Source organism: Bradyrhizobium sp. NP1 (genome assembly GCF_030378205.1).
Classification (GTDB): domain Bacteria; phylum Pseudomonadota; class Alphaproteobacteria; order Rhizobiales; family Xanthobacteraceae; genus Bradyrhizobium.
This window is the reverse complement of record NZ_CP127385.1, coordinates 5,700,346-5,713,492: the sequence shown is the minus strand read 5'-3', so window position 1 is coordinate 5,713,492 and position 13,147 is coordinate 5,700,346. Positions and strand designations below refer to the sequence as shown.

At 63.4% G+C, this 13,147-nt stretch carries 13 protein-coding genes; 8 read left to right on the top strand and 5 right to left on the bottom strand.

Annotation, left to right across the window (positions count from 1 at the left end; all coding sequences use genetic code 11):
- Window positions 1-36 precede the first annotated feature (36 nt).
- Window positions 37-2,370 carry an outer membrane protein assembly factor BamA gene (gene bamA / locus QOU61_RS27760; protein ID WP_289654400.1) on the bottom strand — a complete coding sequence of 778 codons (2,334 nt, stop codon included), beginning with the start codon at window positions 2,368-2,370 and terminating at the stop codon, window positions 37-39.
- Window positions 2,371-2,612: 242 nt separating this feature from the next.
- Here bamA and QOU61_RS27755 point away from each other — a divergent pair, with 242 nt between their 5' ends.
- From QOU61_RS27755 to QOU61_RS37280, 3 genes are read left to right on the top strand one after another with little or no spacing between them, the layout of a single operon-like run.
- A complete protein-coding gene (locus QOU61_RS27755; RefSeq protein WP_289654399.1) occupies window positions 2,613-3,662 on the top strand; it encodes a hypothetical protein in 1,050 nt (349 codons plus the stop codon).
- 46 nt (window positions 3,663-3,708) lie between these two features.
- Window positions 3,709-4,167, top strand: coding sequence for a hypothetical protein (locus QOU61_RS27750; RefSeq protein WP_354142478.1), 459 nt, complete (start codon window positions 3,709-3,711; stop codon window positions 4,165-4,167).
- A 50-nt stretch (window positions 4,168-4,217) separates the two neighbouring features.
- Window positions 4,218-4,385, top strand: a complete 168-nt coding sequence (locus QOU61_RS37280) for a hypothetical protein (protein ID WP_354142477.1) — start codon at window positions 4,218-4,220, stop codon at window positions 4,383-4,385.
- A gap of 87 nt (window positions 4,386-4,472) precedes the next feature.
- Here QOU61_RS37280 and QOU61_RS27745 read toward each other — a convergent pair whose 3' ends face one another.
- Complete coding sequence (locus tag QOU61_RS27745; RefSeq protein ID WP_289654398.1) at window positions 4,473-4,766, bottom strand: DUF3551 domain-containing protein; 294 nt, start codon at window positions 4,764-4,766, stop codon at window positions 4,473-4,475.
- A gap of 414 nt (window positions 4,767-5,180) precedes the next feature.
- Here QOU61_RS27745 and QOU61_RS27740 point away from each other — a divergent pair, with 414 nt between their 5' ends.
- Window positions 5,181-5,945, top strand: coding sequence for an SPFH domain-containing protein (locus QOU61_RS27740; protein ID WP_289654397.1), 765 nt, complete (start codon window positions 5,181-5,183; stop codon window positions 5,943-5,945).
- Between the two features lie 147 nt (window positions 5,946-6,092).
- Window positions 6,093-6,446: a phasin gene (locus tag QOU61_RS27735; RefSeq protein ID WP_289654396.1), complete on the top strand. Its 354-nt coding sequence runs from the start codon at window positions 6,093-6,095 to the stop codon at window positions 6,444-6,446.
- 12 nt (window positions 6,447-6,458) lie between these two features.
- Here QOU61_RS27735 and QOU61_RS27730 read toward each other — a convergent pair whose 3' ends face one another.
- Window positions 6,459-7,289 carry an alpha/beta hydrolase gene (locus tag QOU61_RS27730; RefSeq protein ID WP_289654395.1) on the bottom strand — a complete coding sequence of 277 codons (831 nt, stop codon included), beginning with the start codon at window positions 7,287-7,289 and terminating at the stop codon, window positions 6,459-6,461.
- Window positions 7,290-7,539: 250 nt separating this feature from the next.
- A complete protein-coding gene (locus QOU61_RS27725) occupies window positions 7,540-7,800 on the bottom strand; it encodes a hypothetical protein (protein WP_289654394.1) in 261 nt (86 codons plus the stop codon).
- A 281-nt stretch (window positions 7,801-8,081) separates the two neighbouring features.
- Between QOU61_RS27725 and rocF the strand changes: the two genes are divergently transcribed.
- A complete protein-coding gene (gene rocF / locus QOU61_RS27720) occupies window positions 8,082-9,032 on the top strand; it encodes an arginase (RefSeq protein ID WP_289654393.1) in 951 nt (316 codons plus the stop codon).
- Here rocF and QOU61_RS27715 read toward each other — a convergent pair.
- A complete protein-coding gene (locus QOU61_RS27715) occupies window positions 9,016-10,569 on the bottom strand; it encodes an FAD-dependent oxidoreductase (protein ID WP_289654392.1) in 1,554 nt (517 codons plus the stop codon). The genes rocF and QOU61_RS27715 overlap by 17 nt on opposite strands.
- Window positions 10,570-10,632: 63 nt before the next feature.
- Here QOU61_RS27715 and QOU61_RS27710 point away from each other — a divergent pair, with 63 nt between their 5' ends.
- Window positions 10,633-11,700 carry an ABC transporter substrate-binding protein gene (locus tag QOU61_RS27710; protein WP_289654391.1) on the top strand — a complete coding sequence of 356 codons (1,068 nt, stop codon included), beginning with the start codon at window positions 10,633-10,635 and terminating at the stop codon, window positions 11,698-11,700.
- 146 nt (window positions 11,701-11,846) lie between these two features.
- A complete protein-coding gene (gene soxC, locus QOU61_RS27705; RefSeq protein ID WP_289654390.1) occupies window positions 11,847-13,130 on the top strand; it encodes a sulfite dehydrogenase in 1,284 nt (427 codons plus the stop codon).
- The last annotated feature ends 17 nt before the right edge of the window (window positions 13,131-13,147 follow it).

Here is a 13,147-nt window from a genome sequence, read left to right as displayed (position 1 = left end):
CCGGTCGGTCGCTGTGCGGCGCTGTCACGCGCCTGCTCAGAACGGCCCGGCGTTGAAGTTCAGCCGCTGCACGACGTCGTACGACGCTTTCGTGAGGGGCACGGCGTAATTGACCGTCAGCGCCCCGAATGGCGAGGCCCAGGTCAGCCCGGCACCGACGGAGGACCGCACCACGTTGTTGTTGGCCACCTGCAGCGATTGGGCCGAGCCGGGAAACGTCGTCGGACCGTTGTAGCGGAACACGCTGCCGGCATCGACGAAAGCGGACGCGCGCAGGCCGTATTCCTGGGGAACGCCGGGTATCGCGCTCTGCAGTTCAGCCGTTGTCGCCCAGTACATGCTGCCGCCAACATTGTCCATGGTTGTGCCGGGCGTCAGATCGCGCGGACCGAAGCCGTTGGGTGCGAAACCGCGCACCAGACTCGGGCCGCCAAAGAAGCTGTTGGTCAGCGGCACCTGCTGGCCGCCCCAGCCCGTGATGTAGCCGCCCTGGCCACGCACCAGCCCAACCAGATCGTCGTTGATCGCCTGGTAGTAGCGCACGTCTTCGGTCGTCTTCAGGAATTTCACGTCGCCGCCGAGACCCGCGAGGTCCTGTCGCAACTGCGAATTGATGCCGTTGGTCGGCATCTTGTTGTTGTCGAGCGTGTTGTAGGTGATGGTGTCGCCGACGTCCGAGACCCATTGCGGACCGGTTGCAGCCGCCTGCTGGATCGGCAGCGACGCCGGGGCGGCGAGCGAGGTCGGGTCGAGGGTGACGTTCTGGTTGTAGATCGAGTAGCGCCAGCCGATGCTGGTTTCTTCCGTTATCGGCATGCCGAGCGTGAACGTCGTGCCGTAGGTGTCGATGCCATAGGACTGGTAGGTGTTGGCGACCGTCTGCTTGCCGAAAATGTCGACACCGCCGGAAATGCGGTTGCCGAAGATCGATGGATCGGTCACCGACAGGTCGGCGCCGCGCGAATACTGGCCGTACATGAACGTCGTCTGCACGGCATCGCCGGTCCCGTAGAAGTTGCGGTCGCCGAGCTTGATCTCGCCGAGCCAGCCGTCGGTCGTCGAATAGCCGCCGGCGATGTTGAAATCGCCGGTCGACTGGTCGACGGTCTCCACGTCGAGCACGATGCGGTCCGCCGTCGAGCCCGGCCGGGTCGTGATCTTGACGGTCTTGAAGTAGTTCAGGTTCTTCAAGCGACGTTCGGCACGGTCGATCAACGTCTTGTTGTAGGCGTCGCCTTCGCCGAAATCGAATTCGCGGCGGATCACATAGTCGCGAGTACGGCTGTTGCCGTGAATCTCAATGCGCTCGACATAGGTCCGTTTTCCCTCGTCGATGACGAAGGCGACGTCGGCCTTTGAGCCGATGGCGTCGCGGGTGATGCGCGGTTCAGCGTGGGCAAAGGGATAGCCGAGCCTGGCCATCTCGATCGCGAGCGCGTCGGTGGTCTTGTCGAGGGCGCTGCCGTCGAACACGGCGCCGCTGCGGGCCAGCAGTCGCCGGCGCAGCCGTTCCGCGTCGAGGCCTGGAACGTTGCAGACGATGCCGATGTCGCCAAAGTGATAGAGCGGTCCCTCATCGAGGACGAAGGTCAACGTGAAGCCCCGGCTGGCCGGATCGTATTCGGCGCGGGCCTCCGACACGCTGGCGTCGGCGTAGCCGTGGTTGCGATAATAGAGCCGCAGCTGCTCGCGGTCCTCGGCGACGCGATCGGGATCGTAGACGTCGCCGCCAGTCAGGAAGCTCAACATGTTGGTTGCGGATGTCTTGATCACGGCCGCGAGCTGCCGCTTGCCGAAGGCATGGTTGCCGATGAAATTGATCTCATGCACGGTCGTCTTCTTGCCTTCGGTGATCGCGAAGACGAGATCGACCCGATCGTTTCCGCGATCGATGATCTGGGGCTCCACGCTGACGTCGTCACGTCCGTGATGCCGGTAGACGTCCATGATGCGGCCGACGTCGCCCTGCACGGTCGCGCGCTGCAGCGGTCCGCGCGCCTTCGACTCGACGGCGGGGGTGAGGTCCGTGTCCTTGATCTTCTTGTTGCCTTCGAAGGCCACGCGGTCGAGCAGCTTGGCTTCGACCAGGTGGACCACGATCTTGTCGCCGACGCGCCGCACCGTGACATCGTCAAACAGCCCGGTTGCGATCAGCGATTTCAGTGCATCGTCGAGTGCCGCCGCGTCGAGCCGCCCGTCGGCTGCGGGATGAAAATACGAGCGCACTGTATCGGCTTCGACACGGTGATTGCCTTCGACTGCGATCGCCTCAGCCGCGCTTGCCGGGACGGCCGATAGCGCCAGCAGCGCGGCGAAGAACGCTGCCGCGCCACGACCCAGTCGGCGATGCCGGCTCGGCACCTTGTCCATCGTCACGTTCCGCCTGTCACTTCCATTCACAGGGGGATCGAAGTGCGCCCGCTGGGCAAAAGAATGTCGGAGCCGGGGTCAGTTGCGGGCCCAAATTGACGTTGCCACAATTTCGACGCGGTGCCGCACCGGCCGCTCCCCAAAATCGCTTGCATGGCGGCTCTAATTGCTGGTCAGCCAGATATCGAGAACGTCGCGGTTTTGTAGGTTTCACGCCGCGAACGTTGCGGTGGGAGCATCACATGCGTCGCGTATCCTTCGTCGCTTTCCTGTTCATGCTGATCGTACCGGCTCACGCCGTTGTGACACCGGAGATCGATCCGCGGGCGTCGCTGAGCGTGGTTCAGCAGTGGATCTATAACTACCGCGCCAAGCCGGACTACGCCCACGTGCCGGCAGCGGTTCGCGTGCTCTTCCATGCGCAGACCTTCAAGGAGCCGGAGAATGCCGGGATCTACCTGGGCTTTATCGCCGGCGCGATCGGGTCGAACCCAGCCAAGGCGGAGCAGCTCGTCAACAGCTTCTTTCCGGTGCCACCGGAAGGCGAATGGGTGATCGTGCGCGCGATCGCCTATTCCGGGCTTCCGGACTGGCGCAACCTGCTGCGTCGGGTCGCGCCGAAGATGCCGGGGCGGCGAGTGATGATCGACGCATATTTGGCCGGGGCGCTGCCGATCCTTACCGAGATTCCGCTTGAAGAGGCCAAGCCCGGAATGATGGACAAGCTGCGCGGCGTGTTCAAGAACCCCTTCACCAAGGAGCAGAAGAAGCTGGACACGGCGCTTACCTATGCTGGCAATCAGGATCTGCTCGACACATTGTGGGGTTACTATTTCGCGACCGGCTCCCACATGCCGGTCCTGCGCATCTTGCAGATGCTGCCGTGGTCGAAGAGCCGCGACACCGTCGACAAGCTGACGGTTGGCAGCATGGCGCGCTACACGCTTGCAAGTTATGCCGTGCGCGATGCGGAGTTGCGCGAATATCTGCGCAGTGAACTGTCGACCCAGCCGGAGCCGGTCAAGGTGCCGCTCAAGGAAGTGGTGCAGGCGGCCGATACCGTTCAGCTCGGCGCCGTGCGCAAGGACGCGCTTGCCGCCGTCGACGAGCTCAAGGCGAAGGGGTCGGATTCGCGCCGCAACCTCGATTTCTGGGGTCAGGTTGGTGTCGGGGCCCTCGCACTGGGCTGCGTGTCGGCAGCGGCGCTGGGGCAGGTGGCCATCGGAATCCCCTGCGTGATCGGCGGCTCGGCCTCGCAGGGCCTGCTGTCATTCTGGGAAAAGCAGCAATGAGCTGAGCGCAGGCGAGCCGCACCGGCTGCCGTGCTAGTCTTGCGCCATGGACTCGCTTCTCGGAAGAGCGTTCGGCGCACTGGCGCTTGTCGTCCTGGCCATGGCCGCGCTGCTTTTCGGCACGGCCGGGACATGGCGCTATTGGCAGGCCTGGGCGTTCCTCTCGCTCTACCTTCTCTGCTCGTTCGCGATCATCGTCTACCTCATGACCTACGATCCGGCGCTGCTTGAGCGACGGATGCGCGGCGGACCGTTCGCCGAGAAGACGCCGGCCCAGAAGATCATCATGGCGTTTGCGTCGCTCGGGTTCATCGGCCTGCTGGCGGTGCCCGGCCTCGATCATCGCTTCGCCTGGTCGCATATGCCGGCTTATGCCGCGATCGCGGGCGACGTCCTGGTTTTGCTCGGCTTGCTCGGCACGTTGGTGGTCTTTAGGGAGAACAGCTTTGCGGCTGCCACGATCGAGGTGGCGGCGGAGCAGCGCGTGATATCGTCCGGACCTTAGCGCTCGTCCGTCATCCGATGTATGCGGCCGCTCTGGTCATGCTTGCTGGCATGCCGATTGCGCTCGGTTCGTGGTGGGGTGTGCTGGTGGTTTTGGCAACGCTGCCTGCGCTAGCGTGGCGCATCGTCGACGAAGAGCGGTACCTCGCCGGCCACCTTCCCGGCTACGTCGAATATCAGGGCAGGGTCCACTACCGGCTGCTGCCGTCGCTGTGGTGAACGAGATACCCGGCTGCGCCGCTCGCAGCACCCTGGCTTCAAGGTGATGCGAGCGGCAGCTGTTGTGTGTCAGCGCAATTGCGATGTTTAGCGGCTCTCGTGCGTCCTGGCGCGGACTGGCTTCGCCGGATGCACGGCCTTCGGCGCATAAGCGAAGGCGCTCTTCGCGTCAGTGAGGAAGGGGTCGCGGTAGCAGTCGCCGCCGCGGCCGGCGGACATCGACTGACACTGCTCCAGGCTGGAGAAGCTGCAGGAGACGACGGCCGACGTGACGTCCTTGCGACAATATTCGGCCGCCGACGCCGGCGTTGCCATCCCGATGAAAGCAAGCGCGGACAGCGCGGTGATCGGCGCGGCGCTCAATTTCCAAAGCTGTTTCATATCGTTCTCTCTGTCGTTCGTTCTAGCCCCGAACTCGACATGGGACGACAGGGAATGGCGCGCCATCGGCGTTGAAAAAAAGCAACGGAATTCTCTGCTGCGGCTGGTCGGAAGCTTAAAACGCGATTTTTGACCGCGATGGAAGTATGATCATCATACGAATGACGCGGTCGACGCCGATCCAGACTTAATCTCATGCGCGCATGGCGGACATGCGCGCCAACGATCCGCCGGTCATGGCCTTGCCGGCCGTTATTCCGACCATATTTATTGCGGCTTGCGCCCGATGGACCGGCCGGAGGCGTCTTTCGGCGCGGCGCCAAAACCCCACAATTCAGCTAACATGGACATCGACGTCATCGCGCCGGGGCGACTGGCCGTGGCGTGAGGGATGGGGAAGCGAAGGAGGACGTCGTGGGCTTTACAGGTGCTCTTCTCATACTCGTGATTTTTTATGCGCTCGCTTCAATTCGAATCTTGAAGCAGTACGAGCGGGGCGTGGTGTTCTTGCTTGGCAAGTTCGAAGGCGTGCGCGGACCCGGGTTGACGTTGATCTTCGTTCCGTTCCAGCAAATGACGCGGGTTTCCCTGCGCACGGTCACGATGCAGATCCCCTCGCAGAAAATCATCACCAAGGACAACGTATCGATCGATATCGCCGCGGTCGCCTACTATCACATCACCGATCCCGAGAAGGCGGTGATCGTCATCGAGAATGTGTACAACGCGATCAACCAGATCAGCCAGACCACGGTGCGCAACGTGGTGGGCCGCTTCAGCCTCGATCAGCTGCTCTCCGATACGTCGGGGATCAACGAGCAGATCAAGAACGTCATCGACCAGCACACCGAGCCCTGGGGAACGCAGGTCAGCGCGGTGGAGATCAAGGACATCCAGCTGCCGGACAACATGCAGCGCGCGATGGCCAGGGAGGCAGAGGCCGAGCGCGAGCGTCGCGCCAAGATCGTCGCGGCGGAGGGCGAGTATCAGGCTGCGGTCAAGCTTGGCGAGGCTGCCGATATCATCACGCAGCATCCTGTTGCGCTGCAGCTTCGTACCTTGCAGACCATGGCCGAAATCTCTGTGGAGAAGAATTCGACGATTATTTTCCCCGCTCAATTCATGACGACGGTGCAGGAAGCGCTCGCGCAGATTTCCCGAGATACGGTCCAGAAGTAGCGGGCATACCGGCGGGCCCGAAAGACCGGTGACGAGGACCCCGGCGGGCCGGGAGGGGACCTTGCAGGGCACCAAGACGCCGTTTTTCGGCGTGCGGGGCCTGTAAAATGTGATAGTGCTCTCTTTCGGGATCGGAGGAACGTCATCATGATCGAACCGAAACTGGAAGTGCCGGCCGAACTGCGCGATCTTGCCGAAAAGACCATCGACCAGGCCGAAAGAGCATTCGGAATGTTCTTTGACGCCGCAAGCAAGTCGATGGCCTCGGTCCCGGGGGCCGGCAGCGAGATTTCCAAGCAAGCACTCTCGCTGACCGAGCAGAACATGAAGTCGGCTTTCGATTACGCCCGAAAGCTGGTTCAGGCGACCGACCTGCAGGAAGCGATGCGCATTCAGTCGGAATTCCTCCGCAGCCAGTTCACCAATGCCGGCGAGCATATGCGACAGATCACGGGCGACGTGATGTCTGCCGCCAAGGATGCGACCAAGGGCAAGTCTTAGACCGGCATCCTCTCAATAGTCGCCGGGGTTCATGATCATCGGCTGGGTGGTATCGACCGGCGCGAGTTCGCTCGTCGTGCTGTCGGCCAGGAATTGTTCCAGCGCCGCCTGGATCTTCTCTTTCACGGCGTCGGGCCCGCGGTCGCTCAGGTCGGTATGCTGCGCGCCGGTATTGATGATATCGATGCCTGCGGCTTCGGCTTGGTCCGGCGTCGGCAGCACGCCCGGGTCGGTCTTGAAGTTCGGATCCTTCGAGCGGAATGACAGGATCTTCATCCCGCCGCCGCGCACGAACGGCACGCGCAGGTTGTCGAGCGTGATGACTTTGGAAACCAGCTCGGGATGCTGCTTGGCGCAATACATCGCCACGTCGCCGCCATTGGAGTGCCCGACGAGGGTCAGATGATTGTAGTCGGCATGGGGCTGCAGCTTCTGCAGCTCGCCGATCACGAACATGATGTTGTCTTCGCTGCGCTGATAAACCTTGATCCGGCCGACATAGGGCATGCCGATCTTCGTCATCAGCGGCGGATCGCTCGGCAGATCCTGCTGGATGCTGGCAACGAGGTAACCGCGCGCCGCGAGCACGTTGGCGAGAAAGGAATACTCCGTGTTCCTGACCGTGTTGCCGTTGCTGATGATGGCAACCGGCAGCTTCCACAGGCCGTTGTCAGCCTTCATCTCATAGTCGCGGCGCACGGCGAGGTCGACCGCGACCGGCCGCTCACGGTCTGCGTCGAACAGGTTCAACGTTTCGTGCCGGATCGCCCACTTGCTGATCGCAAAATATTCGCCGCCTGCGAGCACGCAAAGGCAGACAAAAATAGCGATTGCCCTCTTCACCGCTTCCTCCTGTTCACCCCTGCTTGAACAGGTGGTGATTGGCTGTGACCGAACGAGGCCGGTTACAGCATAGGGAAAATTAAATTAAGGCAACTTTGGTTCCGCTTTCCGCGACGCCTCTGTCGGCAAAGACGGGTCCCCGCTGGGTCGTTTCGCGATGCGTTTTGATGACTGGGGCGCGTCCCGTCAGGTTCCGGGAAGGCCGTGCCGAGGTCGGCTGACGTTCATCAGCTCGGTATTGCGGGAGCGGCTAGCGTCGGCGGGCAACCGCGATCCCGAACAGGAAGGCAACCAGAAGACTGGCCAAGGGCGCTTCCCGGGTGATGGCGCTGATCGTTGCAAGCGGTTGGCCCGGCTGGCGTGCGGCTCTCATGGCGTCGCTCAGGCGGTCGGCCGCGGTGCGCAAGGCAGCCGTGACCTCAGTGATCGAGCGGGACACGTCGGTTGCCGTGTCGATGGCACGCTCCGCCATCCCGGGCTGATCTGGCAACTGCGGGGTTTCCATGCTCACGGTCATGCTCGCTGGCAAAATAGAGCTGGCAAAGTAGAAAGGGCTGCCACCTTTGGCTATCCGCGCGTGCGCTCGTTCTGAACAGCGGGTCCTGACGGACCTTTGGCTATCCGCGACAGGCGCCGTGATTGACGGCGGGTGGCAGCCTTGGGAATTCAATGCGCCGCCCCGGATTTTGTTCCGGATTATCCGTCCTTCCGGAAGCCCTCGTTCAAGAATCTCTGTTACCCTCGGCCACCGGAATCAATGCACAGGGTTCGTTCGCCGTGACCGATGTCGGGATGAAGCGGATTGCGGTGCTGGGCGCGCCCATCGATATGGGAGCGTCGCAGCGCGGAACGTTGATGGGGCCTGCGGCGCTGAGGACCGCGGGCCTGCTAACCCTGCTCGAAGCCCTCGGCTTCGAGGTGGTCGACCACGGGGATCTCGCGGTCAACGGCACCGCTGACCTGAGCGACGCGCCACCGAGGAACGCCAATCACTACCGCGAAATCCAGCGCTGGACCCGCATCCTGAGCCGGCACAGCTATGAGCTGGCGCGGTCCGGCGCAGTGCCGATTTTCCTTGGAGGCGACCATACGCTGTCGATGGGCTCGGTGAACGGCATGGCGCGCCACTGGCAGGAGGCCGGCCGCGAGCTGTTCGTCCTTTGGCTCGATGCGCATGCCGACTACAACACGCCCGATACGACATTGACCGCGAACATGCACGGCATGTCGGCGGCGTTTTTGTGCGGCGAGGGCGGGCTCGACGGCCTGCTGGGCGATGTGCCGCGGGCGCCGATCGACCCGGACCAGCTCGAGCTGTTCGGCACACGCTCGATCGACAAGCTGGAAAAGGACCTGCTGCGTGATCGCCGCGTCAGCATCGCCGACATGCGGGCGATCGACGAGTTCGGCGTCGGGGTGCTGATCCGCCGCCTTATCGACAAGGTACGCGCCCGCAACGGCGTGCTGCATGTCAGCTTCGACGTCGATTTCCTCGATCCGGCGGTCGCGCCGGGTGTCGGCACCACGGTCCCGGGTGGAGCGACCTATCGGGAAGCGCATCTGATCATGGAGATGCTGCACGATTCCGGGCTGGTCGGCTCGGTCGATATTGTCGAGCTCAATCCCTTCCTCGACGAGCGGGGCCGGACCGCGCGCACCGCGGTCGAGTTGATCGGCAGCCTGTTCGGCCAGCAGATCACGGACCGACCGACACCGAGCAACGCGATCACGCCGCTGGAGTGACGACGTCATTCGCGTGCTTCAGACGGACGCCTTGATCTCTGAAATAGCGCGCCAGCGCGTCCGGATTGCCGCCGATATCGGCGAGCGCGACATAGGTATCCGGCCTCAGGAGGTAGATCGCGTCGCGCACCAGGCCTGCGGCCGCATAGTCCGGCCTCCAGGGGAAGACCTGCAGACGCAGGTTTTCCTGCGCACACCAGGAGACGAGCGGCGCGCCCGCCGAGCCGTAGACATGCACCTGCCAATCGATGGCATCGAGGGACGCAAAATTGTCGGCGGCCTCGTTCTTGACCCATGGCAGGCGATCGCCGCCATGCACGGCTCCGGCGCTGCCGCGGCTCAACGGGCCGCCGCGATAGTTCAGCATGGTCTGCGAGACAGTGCGGAACGCGAGATGGCGAACCGCCGCGAGCCGGAAGGCGGCAGGGATCACGATCGGCGCCAGGCGCGTGCGCACGAATTGCGCGAGCCTGCCCTCTGAGGTGGCGAAGGTGAATGCGCGATCGGTGGTCGCGACCAGGCGTCGCGCAAAGCCGATCCGCTCCGCCTCGTAAGTGTCGAGCAGGCTCTCTTTCGCCCGACCGGCCACGACCGCGGCGAGCTTCCATGCGAGGTTGATGGCGTCGCCGATGCCGGTGTTCATGCCCTGGCCGCCCGCCGGACTATGGATGTGAGCCGCGTCGCCAGCGAGGAAGGCGCGCCCTTTTCGGAAATGCCGCGTCACCCGGTGATGTACGTGGTAGGTCGAGAACCAGTTGACCGCCGCCACCTCGATCTTCATGTGGGCGATCGCGTGATTGCTGACGTCAGCGAATGTCAGCGTATCGGCGCGGTCGGCACGCTCATCGCGCACCGTGCCGATCAGCCGGGCACGCCCTTTGCCGGCAAGCGGGAACACCGCGACGAAATCGGCTTCGTCGAGATCGACATGCAATTCGCCGTTCAGAGCGGGCCCCGAAGCATCGACATCGGCCACATAGAAGAGCTGCCGATAGGTGCCTCCGGGAAAGCCGGCGCCGATCGTCTCCCGGACCGTCGAGCGCGCACCATCGCAGCCGATGATGTAGCCCGCTTCGCAATCCTGCTCGGCGCCGTCAGGCCCGCGCAGGCGGGCCAGTATACCATCGCTGCGTTCGGTAAAGCTGATTAGTTCGGTGCGACGCTCGACGGCACCGTTTAGCGCCTCAAGCCGCGCGATCAGGAGCCGTTCATGCTCGTCCTGTGGAAAGATCAGCATGAATGGATAGGGGGTAAGCCCCTCGCCGATCGCGGCGAGCGGGAAGCGCGCCTTCCGCTCGCCACCGAGCCAGAAGTTGGCAGCCGGGACCCGATGGCCTTTGGCCACGACGGCATCCGCGAGGTCGAGCTGGCGGTACAGTTCAAGCGTACGGGCCTGCACTGCGAGCGCGCGCGAGGTCGTTCCGGGCTCGGCGGTCTTGTCGACAAGGCGGACCTTGACCCCCAGCCGGGTCAGCCAAAGCGCGAGCACCAGGCCTGTCGGGCCGGCACCAACGATCAGGACATCGCACTGTCTCATCTGCTACACTCCGGCTGATACACCCAAGCGCCGATCGAATGCGCAGCATACAGGGAAAACGCCATGCGGGGTCGCCACTGGTCACGGCGCGACGTACTCAAGGCCACGACTGCACTCGCGGCGGGCGCGCTGTTCGCGGAACCGACGAGAGCGGCCGCACCGCCGCCCAGCGCGGTGACGCCGGAACTGATCGCAGCCGCCCGCAAGGAAGGCAAACTTTCCTATTATTCGGCGCTGGAATTGAACGTCGGGGAGCGGCTGGGCAAAGCCTTCGAGGCCAAATATCCCGGCATTGCCGTCCGTGTCGAACGTTCCGGCGCGGAGCGCATCTATCAGCGCATCGCCCAGGAACAGGCGAGCGGCATCAACGCCGTCGACGTCGCCAATTCCACCGATCCCGCCCACTACCTCGACTGGAAGGCAAAGGATTGGCTCGCGCCCTATCTTCCCGACGACGTCGCGAAATATTTCCCGGCGGACCAGGTTGATCCGGACGGGACCTATGCCACGTCATGCGGCTGGCTCGAAACCATCGGCTACAACACCAATCTGGTGAAGCCGGGGGAAGCGCCGAAGAGCTATGCCGATCTGCTGGAGCCGAGGTGGCAGGGCAAGATCGTGAAGGGGCATCCCGGCTATAGCGGTGCGATCATGACCGCAACCTTCGTGCTCTCGCGCGAGCTCGGCTGGAGCTACTTCGAGAAGCTCGCCCAGCAGAAGGTATTGCAGGTGCAGTCGGCCGCCGATCCGCCCAAGAAGCTGCTGCTCGGCGAGCGTGCCGTCATGGCCGACGGCAACGACTACAACCTGCTGCTACTGAAGGACCAGGGCAAACCGGTCGACGTCGTTTACGCGACCGAGGGGTCGCCGCTCATCATCGTGCCGTCAGGGGTGTTTCGCAATGCACCCAATCCGAATGCCGCGAGGCTCTTCCAGAGCTTCTTCTTCAGCATCGAGGGCCAGCAGCTTCTGGTCGATGAGTTTGCCCACCGCTCGTTCCACGCCCAGGTGAAGGAAAAGCCCGGGCATCCATCGCTTGCTGAACTCAAGCTGCTCAAGTCCGACCCCGCGGCCGTGCTGGCACAGAGCGAGGAGATCAAGGCGCGCTACGCCAAGCTGTTCAAGGTTTGAGTTTTTGCGGCTGGGAAAGAAACGCCCCTCTGGTTCCCGCCTTTTGGTCATCCTGATCCGGCCGTCGCCCGATTTTGAGAAGCAAAGCCATCGCCCGTCCCCGGCGCAGGGGGTATGCTGGAACCCGACCTGAACGGAGATTTCCGATGGCTGAATCCAGGGACAATCGGGTTTCGACCTCGCGGCGGCGCTTCCTTCGCGAAAGTGCCGCCGCGGGCGGAGCGGTGATCGCTGGCGGGCTCGCCGGAGGCGCGGCGATGGCGCAGTCCGCAGCGCCCAAGGCGGACAACCTGCCGCCCAACATCCCCGAATGGATGAAGGCGCCGGGCGATCCCATGGGCAGCCAGCTTTACGGCACGCCGTCGCCGTTCGAAAAGAACGTGGTCAAGAATATTCCGAAAGACCTCAAGCAATATCTTTCCGCCTCGGGCCGAACGCCGCTGCAGGAGCTCGACGGCATCATCACGCCGAACGGGCTGTTTTACGAGCGCCATCACGGCGGCGTTCCCACCATCGATCCGGCCGAGCATCGCCTGATGCTGCACGGCCTGGTCGACAGGCCGATGATTTTCACCATGGAGGACATCCGCCGCTTCCCGTCGCAATCGCGCATCCATTTCATCGAGTGCTCCGGCAACCCGGTCTATACAAAACCTTACGGGAAGACGGCTTCCGATCTTGTTGGGCTTTTGAGCTGCGCGGAATGGACGGGGGTGAGCCTGAAGCTGGTCCTGCAGGAGGCGGGGCTCAAGCCTGGCGCGAAGTGGGTGGTTGCCGAGGGCGCCGATGCTGCGGCGATGACGCGCAGCATCCCGATCGAGAAGTGTCTTGATGACGCGATGCTGGTCTACAGCCAGAACGGCGAGCGCTTGCGGCCGCAGCAGGGCTATCCGGTGCGGTTGCTGCTGCCGGGATTCGAAGGCAACATGAATATAAAATGGCTGCGTCGCCTCCACGTCACCGCGGAGCCGGCCTATTCGCGCGAGGAGACGTCGAAATACACCGACCCGATGCCGGACGGCACCGCGCGCGAGTTCACCTTCTACATGGAAGCCAAGTCGATCATCACCCGGCCGTCGGGCGGACAACACCTGGCCGAGCCCGGCTTTCATCAGATCACAGGCATCGCCTGGAGCGGCCACGGCAAGATCAGTCGCGTCGACGTGTCGGTCGACGACGGCAAGAGCTGGCAAGAAGCCGAATTGCAGGAGCCGGTGCTGACGCGGGCACTCACCCGCTTCCGCCTGCCATGGCGCTGGGACGGCAAGCCCGCGGTCATCCAGAGTCGCGCCATTGATGAGACCGGCTACGTGCAGCCGACGCTTGCCGAACTGCTCGCCGTGCGCGGCGACAATTATTACTACCACAACAATGCGATCTGGCCCTGGCGGATTGCCGCTGACGGCGAGGTGACCAATGCGCTGGCATGATCTGCGTCCGATCCCGC